This window comes from Citrobacter sp. CFNIH10 (assembly GCF_002934585.1).
Classification (GTDB): Bacteria; Pseudomonadota; Gammaproteobacteria; order Enterobacterales; family Enterobacteriaceae; genus Citrobacter_A; species Citrobacter_A amalonaticus.
The window spans coordinates 5,003,256-5,021,143 of record NZ_CP026216.1 but is presented as its reverse complement, the minus strand read 5'-3'; the positions used below and the strand labels follow the sequence as shown (position 1 = coordinate 5,021,143).

The window sequence follows — 17,888 nt, the reverse complement described above, 5'->3', positions numbered from 1 at the left end:
ACTACACCTCGTCAAAAAACTGCTGATAACTGGATTCACTAAAACCCAGCAGCATAGGCTTCCCGGGCGCACAGAGCAATGGGCGTTTGATGATTGCCGGCATTTCAGTCATTAATGCGGCGGCGGACGCGGCATCCGTGATGTGACTGCGTGTGGTTTCATCCAGTTTTCGCCACGTCGTCCCACGGGTGTTGAGAAGCGGTTCCCACCCTAATTCATTGATAAATGAAGTGAGAAGTGTGCTGTCCAGACCATCGACACGGTAATCATGAAAACGGTAGTCAATGCCGCGCGCTTCCAACCAGCGGCGGGCCTTTTTAATGGTGTCGCAATTTTTAATACCGTAGAGGGTAATCATGTGCATCCTTATTAACGTAAACTGATTATATAATCATCAATATCGTTACGTCCGATAATACATCTTGTCATTTAATCGTGATCGGTAAATATAACATTGTTGAAGTAATGTGAATAATAATTCCTGAATTTGTTGGAATTTTCTTCTTAATCAAAATTCGGAATTTTCTCCGACGCAGTCACTTGTTTTTAATCGAAATTGAAGAAGTACCAGATAAGGTATGATTGTTGCGAATTATTGCAGTAAGTCACATAAAATTTATGGTGACCGCGCCATAGTAATCACATCAACCACACCCCGGAGGATGTAATCACAGCAATCGGTTAATTTGTCTTCACCAGATGAGAATGTTTTTGTAGAATACCCATAATAAGAAGCAGAGGTTGTTATGATTGAACGCGAACTGGGGAACTGGAAAGATTTTATCGAAGTTATGCTTCGCAAATAAATTTCTGGAAGGATGACCAAATAACAGAACATACCGTGTGAGATTCATCACACAGAAAGGGCGACCCGTTGGCAGGTCGCCTTTTTTTGTCTGTTATTCCGGACGCGGCTTCAGTGGGAAGCGGCGACGCACCAGCACGAAAAACAGCGGCACGAAGTAGATTGCCAGCACCGTTGCCGAGATCATCCCGCCCATGACGCCCGTCCCGACGGCGTGTTGACCGCCGGAGCCTGCGCCGCTGCTGATCGTCATCGGCAGTACGCCAAAGATAAACGCCAGTGAGGTCATCAGGATCGGACGTAAGCGCTGTCGACATGCATGTAGCGTCGCATCCAGTAGATCGTGTCCTTTCTCATTCATCTCATTGGCAAATTCAACGATCAAAATGGCGTTTTTCGCCGAAAGCCCAATGACCGTCAACAGCCCGACCTGGAAATAGACATCGTTTTCCAGGCCACGCATCCAGGTCGCAAGCAGCGCGCCGATGACCCCCAACGGCACCACCAGCATCACTGAGAACGGTACTGACCAGCTTTCATACAGCGCAGCCAGGCACAGGAATACCACCAACAGTGAAATGGCATACAGGGCCGGAGCCTGCGCTCCGGAGAGTCGCTCCTGGTAAGACATGGCGGTCCATTCCAGTCCAAATCCGGTCGGCAACTGACGCACCAGCGACTCCATCACATCCATCGCTGTCCCGGTACTCACTCCTGGTGCGGCTTCACCGACAATTTCGACGGCGGAATAGCCGTTGTAGCGCTCCAGACGTGGAGAACCCGTCTCCCAGCGAGAGGTGGCGAAGGCGGAGAAAGGCACCATACCGCCGCTGTTATTGCGCACGTACCACAGGTTGATGTCGTCTGGCAGCATACGGTATTTCGCTGCCGCCTGGACGTAGACCTTCTTGACGCGGCCACGGTCCATAAAGTCGTTGACGTAGCTCGATCCCCATGCGGTCTGCAACGTATCGTTGATGTCGTCAATGGATACACCCAGCGCCTGCGCTTTGCGTTGGTCGACATCAATTTGCAACTGAGGACTGTCGTCCAGACCGTTGTGTCGTACACGAGTCAGGGCGCTATCCTGCGACGCCAGGCGAAGCAGTTGGTCACGCGCGGCCATTAAGGCGTCATGACCGGCGCCGGCGTGATCTTGTAGTTCCATATCAAAACCTGCGGAACTGCCGAGACCGCTGATGGCAGGCGGACTGCTGGCGAACACGCGCGCCTCTTTGATTTTGTTAAACGCCTTCGTCGCACGTTCGATAATGGCAAACGAGGTGCCAGTCGTCGGGTCGCGTTCGCTCCAGTCTTTCAGGCGTACAAACATACGCGCCACGTTCTGACCGTTGCCCCCTGGGCCGGAACCGACCGTCGCAAAGACGGACTGGACGGTATCCTTTTCCTGGGTGAAATAATATTTCTCGACTTCCTGTACCACTTTTAAGGTTTGTTGCTGCGTCGAGCCGCTTGGCAACTGAACCGAGGTGATAAACATGCCGCGATCTTCCAGTGGCAGGAACGAGGTCGGCAGACGCAGGAACAGAACCACCATCGCGCCAAGCAGCAGCACATAAATCAGGAGCCAGCGCAGGCTGCGATGCAGAATTTTGGCAACGCCTTTTTCGTAGCGTTCGGCGTTACGGTTGAAGGTACGGTTAAACCAGCCGAAGAAACCGGTTTGCCCGTGATGCTCGCCTTTATGCAATGGTTTAAGCAAAGTGGCGCACAGGGCAGGGGTAAGGATCATCGCCACCAGAACGGAAAGCACCATGGCCGCCACAATGGTAATGGAGAACTGACGGTAGATTGCCCCGGTGGTTCCGCCAAAAAAGGCCATCGGTACGAAGACGGCTGACAGCACCATCGCGATACCGACCAGCGCACCCTGAATTTGTCCCATTGATTTTCGCGTCGCCTCGCGCGGCGTGAGGCCTTCCTCACTCATAATACGCTCGACGTTTTCCACAACCACGATGGCGTCATCCACCAGCAGGCCGATTGCCAGTACCATCGCAAACATCGTCAGGGTATTGATGCTGTAGCCGAAGGCATAGAGCACCGAAAACGTCCCCATCAGTACCACCGGTACGGCAATGGTGGGGATCAGCGTGGCGCGGAAATTTTGCAGGAACAGGTACATCACGAGGAACACCAGCGCGATGGCTTCCAGCAGTGTTTTCACCACGTCTTCAATCGAGGCTTTAACGAAGGAGGTGGTTTCATAGGCCACCTTGTACTCAAGACCATGTGGGAAGTATTGCGCCAGTTCATCCAGACGCTTAATGACCTGGGTCGCGGTGGCCATTTCGTTGGCCCCCGACGCCAGTTTCACTCCAAGACCGGATGCCGCATTGCCATTGAAGCGGCTGAGATAGTCATACTTCTCAGCCCCCATTTCGACGGTGGCGACATCGCCCAGGGTTACTTCTGAGCCATCCTGATTGACACGTAACGTAATGGCGCGAAACTGTTCCGGCGTTTGCAGCAGCGACTGGGCGTTAATGGTGGCATTCAGCGCCTGGGTATCAATGGAAGGGGTTCCGCCAAGCTGTCCGACGGCGATCTGCGCGTTCTGCGACTCAATGGCGTCGGTGACATCTTTCGCCGTCATCTGGAAGCTGTTGAGCTTTGCCGGATCCAGCCAGATGCGCATGGAATATTGCGAGCCGTAGGCATCGATGTCGCCGACGCCGCTCACCCGGCTGAGCGGATCCTGAATATTACTGGCTACGTAGTCCGCGATATCCTGCTTATCCATCGACCCGTCGGTGGAGACAAAAGCAATCGTCAGGATGTTGGTATCCCCGGTCTTACGGACCGTGACACCCTGGTTCTGTACCGCCTGCGGCAGTTTACGCATCGCCGACTGTAACTGGTTCTGGACCTGTTGTACGGCTTCATCCGGATCGGTGCCCGCCACGAAGCTCAGCGTAACCGACGCTTGTCCGGTGCCGCTGCTTTGCGATGACATGTACATCAGATTATCGAGGCCGGTCATGTTCTGCTCAATGACCTGGGTGACGGTGTTTTCCAGCGTTTGGGCGGAAGCGCCAGGATAGTTTGCCGTGATGCGCACGTTTGGCGGCGCCAGATCAGGATATTGCTCCACCGGCAAAGAGAAAATCGCCAGGGTACCTGTCAGACACAACAGAATAGCCAGCACCCAGGCAAATATGGGGCGATCGATAAAGAAATTCGCCATCAGAAAGAGGACCTCATTATTCTACATATCTTTATAGGTATGACTTGCTTCACTGTATCGGGAAGGTACGAGCCAAACGTGGAGAAAAAAAGGAGATAATGTAAATTATCATGCCTGATTACAGTGTTTGTCAGCTTCCCACATGCTCACGTCCGGTTTTGTGAGATTTTATGCCAGATGACTCGCATCCTCTTCTGATTCTGTCGAGCGAAAGCTAATGCTCACTAACGTCCCACCGCCGGAAGGCTGCGAAAAACTTAACGTGCCGCCAAGACGTTCCGCGCGCTCGCGCATAATGTTCAGGCCGTAATGCCCCGCCGGTTCTTTAGGTTCGCCAATGCCCACGCCGTTATCGCGAATATACACCGTGTGATTGCCATCCGGCGCTGTCACACAGCTAACGGCAATCTCACTGGCACTGGCGTGCTTCATCGCGTTGAGCACCGCTTCCCGGATAATCTGTAACAGATGGACCTGCATCTGCGCATCGAGCGCCAGCGTCGGCAACCGGCAGTCCAGAGTGAGTTTAGCGGCAGTTTGCCCTTGTAGCGCTTCGAGCATTTCATGCAGTGCGGAAGGTAAATCAGCCTGTTGCAGGGTCAGACGGAAGGTGGTCAGCAGTTCACGCAACTGACGATAGGCGTCGTTCAGCGCCCGCGAGAAGTCATCCATAATGGCCTGCGCCGGGGCGTTATCCTCAGGAATGGCGCGTTTGAGCAGCGTCAACTGAATGCGCAGATACGAGAGCACCTGCGCCAGAGAGTCATGCAGTTCACGGGCAATAGTGGCGCGTTCTTCCATCAGCAACAGTTGCTGGAAGTGTTTCTGCGCATGGTTGAAGTACAGGCCGCGCCCCAGCATTGTCGATACGCTGTTTAACAGCGGGAGCGCGCTGGCGACATGCTGACTTTGCCAGTGCAGCTCGCCGTAGACCGTCTCCTGCATGGTCACCGGCAGGATTTGCATCGGCAGGTCGGCCTGTTTTTCACCTTCACTGATACGCCAGTTTTCGCCGACGGTAAGCTCCAGAAATAGTGCCGCTTCATTATCACGGACAATCTGCAAAATATGGCGGAAGCAGTGCACATCAATCTGACTGGTATTTAGCGCCTGAGAACACTGGTACAGCACTTCCAGACGTCGCTTGGCTTCATGGAGATCGTGGGTCTTTTCTTCGACCTTCGCTTCCAGCGAGCGGTACAGCTTATGCAACTCGCTCGACATCTGATTAAAGGTCTTCGCCAGTAGCCCCAGTTCGTTGGGAAGGTGCGTATCCAGCGGCGGCGAATCAAACTGACCGTGTTCGATGCGCTGGCTGGCCATTACCAGTTGGTTCAGTGGGCGCACAACCTGATGACGAATACGGCGCAGGGTGAAAAAGACGAGGGTAAAAATCCCGATACCGCCCGCCAGCGAGATCCCCACCACCAGCATCACTTTGCGCTCGGCATAGTGCTGCAAGGCCAGCACGAAGAGATCGATCTTATCGACGTAGGCGTTAATGTTGTTCTGATACCACTGCAGATCCCCATCAATCAGGCGGGCATTCATCTCCAGCCAGTTGGCATGCAGTTGCGCGTAGCGACCTTTCACCGCCTGAGGCACATACCAGGCATTCAGATTGCTTAACGCCGATGAGTTGAGGGCTTGCTGAAAGAGCAGACGATGGGCGTTTAATTGCGGGCTGTGGCTTTGCAGATCGTACCCCAGACGATAGCTCTGCATACGTAATGAACCCGCCACGTTAATGGCTTCGGCATCCCGCAGGCTGCTGGCCAGCGTCAGTAACGCAACGCCGGTTGAGAGAATCGAGAGCAGGACAATGTAAAAAAAGGCCCGGGCCAGGCTGGCCGAGACGGGGCGTTTGACGATCACACGCGTAATTTCCTTTAAAAGTGCTTACGGTAAAAATCTCTCGCAGATCTGAAACGTAATTTCACTCTGGCTGAAATAAATTGATCTGCCACAGGTTCTGTAGAAATAGTTGTGCTTCCTGGGCAAATGAACATTGCCGACGTGTGGTCAGTCGGTTAATAACAACACTTATATAAAGAATAAGGTTTTTACAACCAAAAAAGAAGGTCGCCATGAACCGTTTTATTATGGCCAACAGCCAACAGTGCCTGGGATGCCATGCCTGTGAAGTCGCTTGCGTTTTGGCCCACAATGAAGAGCAACACGTCCTTAGCCAACGTCACTACCAGCCCCGGATCACGGTTATCAGGCATCAGCATCAGCGAAGTGCAGTGACCTGCCACCATTGCGAAGATGCGCCCTGCGCCCGCAGTTGTCCGAATGGAGCGATAAGCCACGTCAACGACAGCGTGCAGGTCAATCAGCAAAAGTGTATCGGCTGTAAATCCTGCGTGGTGGCCTGCCCGTTTGGCACCATGCAAATCGTCCTGACCCCCGTCGCCAACGATCAGGTCAAAGCCACAGCACATAAATGCGACCTCTGTCAGGGGCGGGAAAAGGGGCCGGCCTGCGTGGAGAACTGTCCTGCGGACGCACTGCAACTGGTGACGGAAGGGTCGTTAACCCGGCTGGCGAAAGCGCGACGTTTACGTACTGCCCGGCAGGAGAATCAGCCGTGGCATGCCGATGCCACAGCGACCGCTTTCCCCGCAATGAGCAAAATTGAGCAAATGCACGCGACGCCGGCGCGCGGTGAGCCGGATAAACTGGCTATCGACGCGCGAAAAGTCAGCTTTGATGAAATCTATCTGCCGTTTCGCACGGCTCAGGCGGAGCGGGAGGCCTCACGCTGCCTGAAGTGTGGTGAACACAGCATTTGCGAATGGACCTGCCCGCTACATAACCACATCCCTCAGTGGATTGAACTGGTGAAAGCCGGAAATATTGATGCGGCAGTGGAGTTGTCTCACCAGACGAATTGTCTGCCGGAAATCACCGGGCGCGTTTGTCCACAAGACCGACTGTGCGAGGGCGCCTGTACGGTGCGCGACGAGCACGGCGCGGTGACGATCGGCAACATTGAACGCTACATTTCTGACCGTGCGCTGGGTAACGGCTGGCGGCCGGATCTGAGTCATGTCCAGAAGGTCGATAAGCGTGTGGCGATTATTGGCGCCGGTCCGGCAGGGCTTGCCTGCGCCGACGTGCTGGCGCGTCACGGTGTCAGCGCCACGGTTTTTGATCGTCATCCTGAAATCGGCGGACTGCTGACCTTTGGCATCCCGGCCTTCAAACTGGATAAATCACTGCTGGCGCGTCGTCGGGAAATTTTTAGCGCGATGGGGATCCATTTTGAGCTGAACTGCGAAGTGGGCAGGGATGTGAAAATGGAGGCGCTGCTCGAGGATTACGATGCCGTATTTGTCGGCGTGGGAACCTATCGTTCGATGAAGGCCGACCTGCCTAACGAAGAGGCTCCGGGCGTCTATGACGCGCTGCCATTCCTGATCGCCAATACTAAACAGGTGATGGGACTGGACGAATGTCCTGAAGAGCCGTACATCAACACCGCCGGACTTAACGTGGTGGTGTTGGGCGGTGGCGACACGGCGATGGACTGTGTCCGTACCGCGCTGCGTCATGGCGCAAGCCAGGTCACCTGCGCCTATCGCCGTGACGAAGCCAACATGCCGGGTTCGAAGAAAGAAGTGAAAAACGCGCGTGAGGAAGGGGCGAAGTTCGAGTTCAACGTGCAGCCGGTCGATCTGGAACTGAGCGCGGACGGGCGCGTTTGCGGCATTCGTTTTCTGCGTACGCAATTGGGTGAGCCGGATGCCCAGGGACGCCGCCGTCCGGTGCCGATTGCTGGCAGTGAATTTGTGATGCCGGCAGATGCTGTGATCATGGCGTTTGGTTTCCATCCGCACGGGATGCCGTGGCTGGAGAGCCATGGAGTGCAAGTGGACAGCTGGGGGCGCATCGCGGCAAACGTGGAGAGTGCATACCGTTACCAGACCACTAACCCGAAAATTTTTGCCGGCGGCGATGCCGTACGCGGCGCCGATCTGGTGGTCACCGCAATGGCGGAAGGACGCCATGCGGCGCAGGGGATCATCGACTGGCTGGGGCGGTAAACGTTCGATTATCCCGTAGGCCGGATAAGGCGTAGCCGACATCCGGCTTGATAGCGCTGCGCTTATCAGGTCTACAATTCACCTCTGTCCGGCATAAATCAGCCTTATCTTACACAGACAAATCCGGCTTCACGGCGTAGTATAATTTCTCTTCTTACGCTGTGGAGTCGATATGTCGCAAAAAATCACCCTCGTTAAAGACAAAGTCCTTTCTGATAACTATTTCATCCTGCGCAATATTACCTACGATCTGACCCGCTCGAACGGCGATGTCATCCGCCACAAACGTGAAGTGTACGATCGCGGCAATGGGGCAACGATCCTGCTGTATAACGCAGAGAAAAAGACGGTGGTGCTGATTCGTCAGTTCCGCGTAGCGACGTGGGTGAACGGTAACGAAAGCGGGCAGTTGATTGAAACCTGCGCCGGGTTACTGGACAACGACGAGCCGGAAGCCTGCATTCGCAAAGAGGCCATTGAAGAGACAGGCTATGAAGTGGGTGAGGTGCGCAAGCTCTTTGAGCTGTACATGTCTCCCGGCGGTGTGACGGAGCTGATTCACTTTTTTATCGCCGAATACAGCGAAAGCCAGCGTGCTAACGCGGGGGGTGGTGTCGAAGATGAAGACATCGACGTGCTGGAATTACCGTTTACTCAGGCGCTGGAGATGATTAAAACCGGTGAAATACGAGACGGTAAGACCGTGTTATTGCTCAACTATTTGCAATCTTCCCATTTAATGGATTGATAAATAAGGTTTATATTTCTTTACGAATGATTGAATCTATCCGACAAATCCGATTGAGCATGGTTAACAGCACAACGAAGATACGACCTGTGTTGTTCGTTTGACTTCTGGGGTTATTACCGTCCATGCGCTATCGCGTTATTTTCCTTTTCCTGCTCGGCCTGATTCCGGCCCGCTTGCTGTGGGCCGCGCCCGCGCAACAGGCCTTTTCTGACTGGCAGGTAACCTGTAATAACCAGAATTTTTGTGTCGCGCGTAACACCGGTGAACATGGCGGGCTGGTGATGACGCTGAGCCGCAGTGCCGGGGCGCATACCGATGCCGTCTTGCGCCTCGATCTTGGCGGATTGACCGCGCCCACCAACGAAGCGGATATCGCGCCACGCCTGTTGCTGGATGGCAAACCGTTGGCGCTGAGCCCAGATCACTGGAGAATGACGCCGTGGCACCTGATGACAGACGACCCGGCGACTATCGCTGAATTTCTGCTGACGATTCAGGACGGGAAGGCGATTACCCTGCAAAAGGGCAATCAAACCATTTCGCTGGCCGGGCTGAAAGCGGCGCTGTTGTTCATCGACGCGCAGCAGAAGCGGGTGGGCAGCGAAACGGCGTGGATTGAAAAAGGGGACGATCCTCCACTGAGCGTGCCACCGGCACCGGCGCTGAAAGGCGTAGCCGTCGTTAACCCAACACCCACACCGCTCTCCCTCGACGAACGCAACGACCTTCTTGATTACGGCAACTGGCGAATAAACGGCATTAAGTGTTCACTCGATCCTTCACGCCGTGAGGTGCGGGTGACCGCCCTTACCGATGACAAAGCCCTGTTGATGATCGCCTGCGAAGCCGGAGCGTACAACACCATCGATCTGGCGTGGATCGTGTCGCGGAAAAAACCACTGGCCTCACACGCCGTACGCCTACGTTTACCGTTTAACAGCGGCGCGGAAAGTAATGACATGGAGTTAATGAACGCCGTGTTTGATGAGAAGTCGCGTGAACTGGTTACCCTGGCAAAAGGGCGGGGATTAACGGACTGCGGCATCCAGACTCGCTGGCGTTTTGACGGTCAGCGTTTTCGTCTGGTGCGTTATGCCGAAGAGCCGAGCTGTGATGGCTGGCATGGGCCAGATGCCTGGCCCACGCTGTGGATCACGCGTTGATTTTTTATCGGATGACGACGCAGTCGTCATCCGGCGTTGCAGACATCAGGCGTTCAAAACCTTGTGTGCTTTCTCCACAATGTTCTCCACCGTAAAGCCGAAGTAAGGGAACAGCTTCTCTGCTGGCGCGGATTCACCGTAGCCGGTCATCCCGACAATCGCCCCTTTTAAGCCCACATATTTGTACCAGTAATCGGCAATACCGGCTTCGACCGCGACGCGCGCGCTGACGTTCGATGGCAGCACCGACTCGCGGTATGCCTCGTCCTGGGCATCGAAAATATCCGTTGAGGGCAGCGATACCACGCGGACGTTACGCCCTTCGCCGGTCAGTTTCTCCGCGGCCTGCAGGGTAATCTCCATTTCTGACCCGGTGGCAATCAGAATGATATCCGGTTTGCCGCCGCTGTCTTTCAGCACGTAGCCACCGCGGGCGATCGCTTTCACCTGCTCCGGCGTGCGTTCAACCTGTGCCAGGTTTTGTCGTGACAGGATCAGCGCCGTGGGACCATCATGGCGCTCGACCGCCAGCTTCCAGCCCACTGCAGCTTCAACCTGATCGCACGGACGCCAGGTGCTGAAATTGGGCGTCAGACGCAGGCTGGCCAGTTGTTCCACAGCCTGGTGGGTCGGACCATCTTCCCCCAGACCGATGGAGTCATGGGTATACACCATGATTTGTCGCGCTTTCATCAGTGCCGCCATGCGCGCGGCATTACGCGCATATTCAACGAACATCAGGAAGGTGGCGGTATAGGGCACGAATCCGCCGTGATGGGCGATGCCGTTGGCGATGGCGGTCATACCAAATTCACGCACGCCATAGTGAATGTAATTGCCCGCCAGATCCTCTTTCAGTGAGGTGGAACCTTTCCAGATCGTCAGGTTGCTCGGCGCCAGATCCGCCGAACCGCCTAACAGCTCCGGCAGAAGTGGGCCGTAGACGTTGAGAGTATTTTGCGATGCCTTGCGGGTGGCGATTTTGGCGGGGGTCGCCTGTAACTCGTTGATGTATTTCTGTGTGGTTTTTTCCCACGACTCTGGCAGACCGCCGGTCATGCGGCGCGTGAACTCTGCGGCCAGTTGCGGGTGCGCTTTCTGGTAAGCGGCGAATTTTTCGTTCCAGTGCTGTTGCGCTTTCTCGCCTTTTTCGCGGGCGTCCCAGGCGCGATAAATCTCTTTCGGGATCTCAAATGCCGGATGGTGCCAGCCGAGTTTTTGGCGGGTCAGCGCCACTTCTTCTTCGCCCAGCGCCGCGCCGTGGGATTCCTCTTTCCCTGCTTTGTTCGGTGAGCCAAAGCCGATCACCGTGCGGCAGATAATCAGCGACGGTTTGTCCTTCACGCTCTGCGCTTCCTGAATCGCTCTCTTCACCGCTTCCGGGTCGTGGCCATCAATCTCGTGGACGACATGCCAGTGGTAGGCCTCAAAGCGTTTGGCGGTATCATCGGTAAACCAGCCGTCGGTTTCACCATCAATGGAGATACCGTTGTGATCGTAAAAACCGATCAGCTTGCCCAGCCCCAGCGTTCCCGCCAGCGAACAGACCTCATGCGAAATGCCTTCCATCAGGCAGCCGTCACCCATAAACACATACGTGAAGTGATCGACAATCTCGTGGTCCGGCTGGTTAAACTGTGCCGCCAGCGTGCGTTCGGCAATGGCTAAACCGACGGCGTTCGCCAGCCCCTGGCCCAGCGGCCCGGTGGTGGTTTCCACGCCTGGCGTATAGCCGATTTCCGGGTGGCCTGGCGTTCTGGAATGCAACTGGCGGAAGTTTTTCAACTCTTCAAGCGGCAGGTCATAGCCTGACAGATGCAGCAGGCTATAGAGCAGCATAGAAGCGTGACCGTTCGAAAGAATAAAACGATCGCGATCGTACCAGGTTGGATCGGTCGGGTTGTGCTTAAGAAAATCGTTCCACAGCACTTCGGCGATATCCGCCATTCCCATCGGCGCGCCGGGGTGACCGGAATTGGCTTTCTGAACAGCGTCCATACTGAGCGCACGAATGGCATTGGCAAGGTCTTTACGGGACATAGAACACTCCGTGGCAAGGTTTAGAGTTTGGCCGCAAGCAGGTCTTCCAGTTTGCGTTGGTCAACGGCGAACAGACGGATACCGTCAGAGAGTTTCTCTACCGCCATCGCATCCTGGTTATGCTCCCAGCGGAATTCAGCTTCGCTCATGGGGGCGGGACGATGGAAGGTTTGCGAAGACGGCACCAGCTTGCGCACGACCGGTTCTTCTTTTTCCTGTAATTCTTTCAGGAGATTGGGGGCAATCGTCAGGCGATCGCAGCCGGCCAGCGCGAGGATCTGCTCAGTGCGGCGAAAACTGGCGCCCATGACGATGGTGTCATAACGATGCTGTTTGAAGTAATCGTAGATATTGCGCACCGACTTCACGCCGGGATCTTGCTCGACAACGTACGGGTCCATGGGGCTGCGCGCCTGGTACCAGTCGTAAATGCGACCAACGAACGGGGAGATCAAAAAGACGCCCGCTTCGGCGCAGGCGCGGGCCTGAGCAAAGGAAAACAGCAGCGTCAGGTTGCAGTTAATTCCCTCTTTCTCTAACGCTTCTGCCGCGCGAATGCCTTCCCATGTGGAGGCCAGTTTGATCAGTATGCGGGATTTATCGATCCCCTGCTGCTGGTACAAATCCACCAGGTGGCGGGCCTTGTCGATACTCTTTTGTTGATCGAAGGAGAGGCGGGCATCCACTTCGGTCGACACGCGTCCCGGAATGCTTTTAAGAATTTCCGCACCAAAATTGACCGCCAGTTTGTCGCAGGCTTCGGCAACCTGCTGTTCCTGGGTTTTACCCCGCTGCTTTCCCCAGCGGATCGCATCGTCAATCAGATGCGCGTAGTGCGCCAGGCCAGCGGCTTTCAGCAGCAGGGAAGGGTTGGTGGTGGCATCCTGGGGTTGGTAATGACGAATAGACTCAATATCGCCGCTGTCGGCCACGACAGTGGTGAATTGTTTGATGCCGTCTAACTGGTTCATAGGAAATACTCCTTGAAAAGTAACGTGTTAGGTGAGTGCTTAAAATCACACTTCTGAGAAATTCATGATGTGCACCACAAAAAAGCATAGCAGACAGGCATGGTATTGCTGGCTTAAGCAGGTAACATGGTTGTTATGAGTTGATTACGAAATCTTTATTTAAGTCGTGATAGTTTGGGGACCTTCAAAGTTTGCGTCCCGCAGTGCGGTGATAATGTGCGACGCACCTGGCTGCGCGTGACTTTTTTGAACGATACGTGAAAGGAACAACAAGATGGATGACCAGTTAAAGCAAAGCGCCCTTGATTTCCACGAATTCCCGGTACCTGGTAAAATCCAGGTTTCTCCGACCAAGCCCCTTGCCACGCAGCGCGATCTGGCGCTGGCCTACTCGCCGGGCGTCGCGGCACCTTGTCTTGAAATCGAAAAAGACCCGCTGGCTGCGTATAAATACACCGCGCGTGGCAACCTGGTTGCCGTTATCTCTAACGGGACGGCGGTGCTGGGCTTAGGCAATATCGGTGCGCTGGCCGGTAAACCGGTCATGGAAGGCAAAGGCGTTCTGTTTAAGAAATTCGCCGGTATTGATGTGTTCGATATCGAAGTCGATGAGCTCGATCCGGACAAATTTATTAACGTCGTTGCCGCGCTGGAACCGACGTTCGGCGGGATCAACCTGGAAGACATCAAAGCGCCGGAGTGTTTCTACATCGAACAGAAACTGCGCGAACGCATGAATATTCCGGTGTTCCATGACGATCAGCACGGCACCGCGATCATCAGTACCGCCGCCATTCTTAACGGCCTGCGGGTGGTAGAGAAAAATATCTCCGACGTGCGGATGGTGGTATCCGGCGCGGGCGCGGCGGCGATCGCTTGTATGAACCTGCTGGTGGCGCTGGGAATGCAGAAGCACAACATTGTGGTCTGCGACTCCAAGGGCGTTATCTACAAAGGTCGCGAGCCGAATATGGCTGAAACCAAAGCGGCCTACGCGGTAGATGATGACGGCAAACGGACGCTGGATGACGTTATTGACGGCGCGGATATTTTCCTTGGGTGTTCAGGCCCGAAAGTGCTGACCCAGGAGATGGTCAAGAAAATGGCCCGCGCGCCGATGATTCTGGCGCTGGCTAACCCGGAACCAGAAATTCTGCCGCCGTTGGCAAAAGCGGTGCGTCCGGACGCCATCATCTGTACCGGCCGTTCCGACTACCCGAACCAGGTCAACAACGTCCTGTGCTTCCCGTTCATTTTCCGTGGCGCACTGGACGTTGGCGCGACGGCAATCAACGAAGAGATGAAGCTGGCTGCGGTCCATGCCATTGCCGAACTGGCGCATGCCGAGCAAAGCGAAGTCGTGGCCTCGGCCTATGGCGACCAGGATCTGAGCTTCGGCCCGGAATACATCATTCCAAAACCGTTCGACCCGCGTCTGATCGTTAAAATTGCGCCAGCGGTTGCCAAAGCAGCAATGGATTCCGGCGTGGCAATGCGTCCCATTGCCGACTTTGACGCTTATGTCGACAAGCTGACGGAATTTGTCTACAAAACTAACCTGTTCATGAAGCCGATTTTCTCGCAGGCACGCAAAGCACCGAAGCGTGTCGTGTTGCCGGAAGGGGAAGAGGCGCGTGTGCTGCACGCAACGCAAGAACTGATCACGCTGGGTCTGGCGAAGCCGATCCTGATCGGCCGTCCGGGCGTAATCGAAATGCGCATTCAAAAACTGGGGCTGCAGATCAAAGCAGGCGTCGATTTTGAGATCGTCAACAATGAATCCGATCCGCGCTTTAAAGAGTACTGGAGCGAGTACTACCAGATCATGAAGCGTCGAGGCATTACCCAGGAGCAGGCGCAGCGTGCGGTGATCGCCAACACCACGGTGATTGGGGCGATCATGGTACAGCGCGGTGAAGCGGATGCGATGATCTGCGGCACTATCGGTGATTACCATGAACACTTCAGCGTGGTGAAAGCGGTGTTTGGCTACCGTGAAGGCGTCCATACCGCCGGGGCGATGAACGCGTTACTGCTGCCGAGCGGCAACACCTTTATTGCCGATACCTACGTCAATGACGATCCTGAGCCGGAAGAGCTGGCGGAAATCGCCGTGATGGCGGCGGAAACCGTGCGTCGCTTTGGTATCGAACCGAAAGTGGCGCTGCTGTCGCATTCTAACTTTGGTTCGTCCAACTGTCCGTCTGCCGGCAAAATGCGTGCCGCGCTGGAGATTATCAAAGCACGTGCGCCTGACCTGATGATTGACGGTGAAATGCATGGTGATGCCGCGCTGGTGGAAAGCATTCGTAATGACCGGATGCCGGACAGCCCGCTGAAAGGCTCGGCCAATATTCTGGTGATGCCGAATATGGAAGCGGCGCGTATTAGTTACAACCTGCTGCGTGTTTCCAGTTCGGAAGGGGTCACTGTTGGGCCGGTACTGATGGGGGTCTCGAAACCCGTTCACGTATTAACGCCGATCGCCTCTGTTCGTCGAATTGTTAATATGGTCGCGCTGGCGGTGGTTGAAGCACAAACACAGCCGCTGTAATTCATTGTCATGATGATTTAAGTCCCGTCCTTACCCTGACTGACTCAGGGTAAGAACGTTCTTTATGTATCCTGTCCACATTGTTATTAAGCAGATCGTCACCGGTGCGCTATCTGTTCCTTTCTCGTTGCCTCCAGATTAAAACGCCATTAAATTCCTTGCGCTGGATGAATGAAATCGAAATAATGTTCTCTCGCATAAATTCTGGTTGCTGAAAATGTCTTTGAAATCAATTTTAAGAGGGTTTTTTTATCGTTTTTATGATTATCAGTCTTCTTATATTGATAATTCAAATATAAAGCTAGCGGTTATTCATATCCCTGACCAAATCGGGGATGCGATGTCAATTTTTCCGGTAATACGTGCGCTGGAATCGAATAACGTAGAACATGTGTTAATTGTATCGTCAACGATTAATCAGTCAGTATTTGAGGCACTTTCGATGCGACAGACAAAATTGACCGTAATAAGCATGACGATGCAGGACTTTGCCACGTTGAATGAAATAAAAGCGGTCGCCAGAAAAATAAGACGGGAATATGGAGTTCCCGATATCTGCATCGAAGCCATGCGCCGGAAGAACCTGAAAACAATGGTGTTCATCAATGGATTAAGGGCAAAAACGAATCTTCAGGCGGCTGGATTAATGATGAAGTGTTATTCCCCGGTGTGTAAAATTGCTTCAAGAATGGATCAGGTCCTTCGTGCTCCAGTGCCAATGACCTGGGCAATTTTGATGAGGGAAGCGGGATTCCCTGCGGTAAGGGCTGCTTTCGAACTCCCACTCAGCGAAGTGGTGTTAACAGAGGTTCGCCGTGAGACCTCGACGTTAGGGCGGTATATCGCCCTGAATTTAGAAGGCAGTGCGCAGGAACGCTCGTTCTCACACGCAGTTGCCGAAAAGCTCATCGCGATTATCAAACAAGAGATTGAACTGCCGATTATCATTGTCCATGGGCCGAAGGGGATCGATAATGCAGTATCATTAACGCAGTCGTGTGAAAATGTGCATCGACTGTCTTTATCGCCATCCATAATGCGTTCCGCTGCGGTTATCAACGGAGCCTTTCTGGCCATTACGCCAGATACGTCCATATTACATATGACAAGTGCATACAATATTCCTGTCATTGCGGTTTATGCCGACTATAAAACACGTTGGCCGGCAATGCAGGATATTTCAGAAACGATAGTGGTCGGCAAAGAGATTGACCATATCAATCTGGATGAATTTAACGTTGCGATAAAGCGTGTTATCGCGCGGATTCAAAATTGCTCATAAGAGCATAAACTTTGGGATCTATTTTTTGGATTGGCCTTAGAACATCTTCATAAAGATTCTATCCCCCCATCAACCCAATTGGGTCCTGCGTGATATACCTTCCCTGTAACGGGTCGTAGTACCGGTGCCGGTTATAGTACAGCCCTGTCTCCTCGTCATACTGCTGTCCCGGCAGACGAATAAGCTGTTCCAGGTTATACGGGTTATCTTCCCGCAGCACATTTCCCCATTCGTCAAACTCTGCGCGCCACGCAACCCGTCCGTTAATGTCAATCAGCACCAGCGGCAGCCCCCGGTGGTCGCAGTGGTACAGGTGGATTTTTCTCTCCGGTATATATTCCGGTTCTATTCGGGTTAAGAGATACACCCTAGTAAAATATTCGAATATATGCACAGTAGATTATTTTGTGTGTATTACATTTAACACCTGACCATCTTTTTTCGCTATTAGTATTGTAAAATTCCCCCCTAACGTCTCCGGTTTTTTTCCCTCTATCTTCCAATAAGCATTGTCATCTGTGATACTATATGGCTTTTGAAATTCCGCCTTTTCTTTTCCATATATATATTTAACATAAACATATGATAGTTCCAAAGCCATTTCACGGCTATTTACTAAAAAATCCATTGAATTTTCTCTTCCAAATGCTGAGTGTGATATTGCAAACAATATCAAAGCAAGTGATATAAATGAGTTCTTCACGGTTTACACCTACCGAATATCACAAGTTGTGGGTAAAGCATTAGATTCAGAATATATAATATTTTCACCGTCCGAATCCATTTTTCCAAAACGCCCTTCTGGTGTACCTAAATACCCATTAAGGGCATGTTTTTTAGAATAGTTAATGTCCGCAGGAGAAAATTCTTCGTTTTTATAGTGCCGATTATATGCACCATGAGTATGATAGGCTCCCGTGGATGCTGAACCAGCAGGACATTGGCTACTCAGTGAGTTAGAACTGGAATCCGTACCCTCCTTAGGTTTCGTGGAAAAATATTCCCCTTTATTATCCTTACATATCATACCTGCATATTCCCTATTATTTACTATTGATAATCCAT

At 53.4% G+C, this 17,888-nt stretch carries 12 protein-coding genes and 2 pseudogenes; 6 read left to right on the top strand and 8 right to left on the bottom strand.

Annotated features, from left to right (window positions below):
- Window position 1: 1 nt before the first annotated feature.
- Window positions 2-358, bottom strand: coding sequence for an ArsC family reductase (locus C2U53_RS28710; protein ID WP_042999868.1), 357 nt, complete (start codon window positions 356-358; stop codon window positions 2-4).
- A 388-nt stretch (window positions 359-746) separates the two neighbouring features.
- Between C2U53_RS28710 and ypfM the strand changes: the two genes are divergently transcribed.
- Entirely contained in the window at window positions 747-806 is a 60-nt protein-coding gene (gene ypfM, locus C2U53_RS28705) for a protein YpfM (protein ID WP_001386977.1), read from the top strand.
- 93 nt (window positions 807-899) lie between these two features.
- Here the strand turns inward: ypfM and acrD are convergent, their stop codons facing one another.
- Together acrD and narQ are read right to left on the bottom strand one after the other, a co-directional pair.
- A complete protein-coding gene (gene acrD / locus C2U53_RS28700; RefSeq protein ID WP_054176573.1) occupies window positions 900-4,013 on the bottom strand; it encodes a multidrug efflux RND transporter permease AcrD in 3,114 nt (1,037 codons plus the stop codon).
- A 168-nt stretch (window positions 4,014-4,181) separates the two neighbouring features.
- Entirely contained in the window at window positions 4,182-5,888 is a 1,707-nt protein-coding gene (gene narQ / locus C2U53_RS28695; protein WP_104446827.1) for a nitrate/nitrite two-component system sensor histidine kinase NarQ, read from the bottom strand.
- A 212-nt stretch (window positions 5,889-6,100) separates the two neighbouring features.
- On the opposite strand from narQ, the gene aegA reads away from it, so the two are divergent.
- The 3 genes from aegA (at window position 6,101) to C2U53_RS28675 (ending at window position 9,976) form a co-directional block, all read left to right on the top strand.
- Window positions 6,101-8,062, top strand: coding sequence for a formate-dependent uric acid utilization protein AegA (aegA, locus tag C2U53_RS28685; protein ID WP_042999871.1), 1,962 nt, complete (start codon window positions 6,101-6,103; stop codon window positions 8,060-8,062).
- 172 nt (window positions 8,063-8,234) lie between these two features.
- Window positions 8,235-8,810 (top strand): GDP-mannose pyrophosphatase NudK, encoded by a 576-nt coding sequence (gene nudK, locus C2U53_RS28680; protein WP_044256903.1) that lies wholly within the window; start codon window positions 8,235-8,237, stop codon window positions 8,808-8,810.
- Window positions 8,811-8,935: 125 nt separating this feature from the next.
- A complete protein-coding gene (locus C2U53_RS28675; RefSeq protein WP_042999873.1) occupies window positions 8,936-9,976 on the top strand; it encodes a DUF1176 domain-containing protein in 1,041 nt (346 codons plus the stop codon).
- A gap of 45 nt (window positions 9,977-10,021) precedes the next feature.
- Here C2U53_RS28675 and tkt read toward each other — a convergent pair whose 3' ends face one another.
- Both tkt and tal read right to left on the bottom strand, forming a co-directional pair.
- Window positions 10,022-12,016 (bottom strand): transketolase, encoded by a 1,995-nt coding sequence (tkt, locus tag C2U53_RS28670; RefSeq protein WP_090050519.1) that lies wholly within the window; start codon window positions 12,014-12,016, stop codon window positions 10,022-10,024.
- Window positions 12,017-12,036: 20 nt separating this feature from the next.
- The gene (tal, locus tag C2U53_RS28665) at window positions 12,037-12,987 is read right to left on the bottom strand and encodes a transaldolase (protein WP_044256900.1); all 951 of its coding nucleotides are present in this window, start codon (window positions 12,985-12,987) and stop codon (window positions 12,037-12,039) included.
- A gap of 274 nt (window positions 12,988-13,261) precedes the next feature.
- Here tal and maeB point away from each other — a divergent pair, with 274 nt between their 5' ends.
- Entirely contained in the window at window positions 13,262-15,541 is a 2,280-nt protein-coding gene (gene maeB / locus C2U53_RS28655; RefSeq protein WP_042999876.1) for an NADP-dependent oxaloacetate-decarboxylating malate dehydrogenase, read from the top strand.
- 217 nt (window positions 15,542-15,758) lie between these two features.
- Window positions 15,759-16,823 (top strand): glycosyltransferase family 9 protein, encoded by a 1,065-nt coding sequence (locus C2U53_RS28650; protein WP_104446826.1) that lies wholly within the window; start codon window positions 15,759-15,761, stop codon window positions 16,821-16,823.
- Here C2U53_RS28650 and C2U53_RS28645 read toward each other — a convergent pair.
- The 3 genes and pseudogenes from C2U53_RS28645 to C2U53_RS30830 form a co-directional block, all read right to left on the bottom strand.
- Window positions 16,795-17,166, bottom strand: a pseudogene (locus C2U53_RS28645) (RHS repeat-associated core domain-containing protein); the annotation flags it as partial. The gene C2U53_RS28650 and the pseudogene C2U53_RS28645 sit on opposite strands and share 29 nt — an antisense overlap.
- Before the next feature lie 57 nt (window positions 17,167-17,223).
- Entirely contained in the window at window positions 17,224-17,526 is a 303-nt protein-coding gene (locus C2U53_RS28640; protein ID WP_042999877.1) for an NTF2 fold immunity protein, read from the bottom strand.
- Window positions 17,527-17,535: 9 nt separating this feature from the next.
- A pseudogene (locus C2U53_RS30830) lies at window positions 17,536-17,856 on the bottom strand (DUF4329 domain-containing protein); the annotation flags it as partial.
- Between the last annotated feature and the right edge of the window lie 32 nt (window positions 17,857-17,888).

What these genes read in the sequence shown, in the direction of transcription:
- C2U53_RS28710 (WP_042999868.1), bottom strand. Translation starts at nt 358, where the DNA reads ATGATTACCCTCTACGGTATTAAAAATTGCGACACCATTAAAAAGGCC.
- tal (WP_044256900.1), bottom strand. Translation starts at nt 12,987, where the DNA reads ATGAACCAGTTAGACGGCATCAAACAATTCACCACTGTCGTGGCCGAC.
- acrD (WP_054176573.1), bottom strand. Translation starts at nt 4,013, where the DNA reads ATGGCGAATTTCTTTATCGATCGCCCCATATTTGCCTGGGTGCTGGCT.
- tkt (WP_090050519.1), bottom strand. Translation starts at nt 12,016, where the DNA reads ATGTCCCGTAAAGACCTTGCCAATGCCATTCGTGCGCTCAGTATGGAC.
- C2U53_RS28675 (WP_042999873.1), top strand. Translation starts at nt 8,936, where the DNA reads ATGCGCTATCGCGTTATTTTCCTTTTCCTGCTCGGCCTGATTCCGGCC.
- maeB (WP_042999876.1), top strand. Translation starts at nt 13,262, where the DNA reads ATGGATGACCAGTTAAAGCAAAGCGCCCTTGATTTCCACGAATTCCCG.
- nudK (WP_044256903.1), top strand. Translation starts at nt 8,235, where the DNA reads ATGTCGCAAAAAATCACCCTCGTTAAAGACAAAGTCCTTTCTGATAAC.
- C2U53_RS28650 (WP_104446826.1), top strand. Translation starts at nt 15,759, where the DNA reads ATGTCTTTGAAATCAATTTTAAGAGGGTTTTTTTATCGTTTTTATGAT.
- aegA (WP_042999871.1), top strand. Translation starts at nt 6,101, where the DNA reads ATGAACCGTTTTATTATGGCCAACAGCCAACAGTGCCTGGGATGCCAT.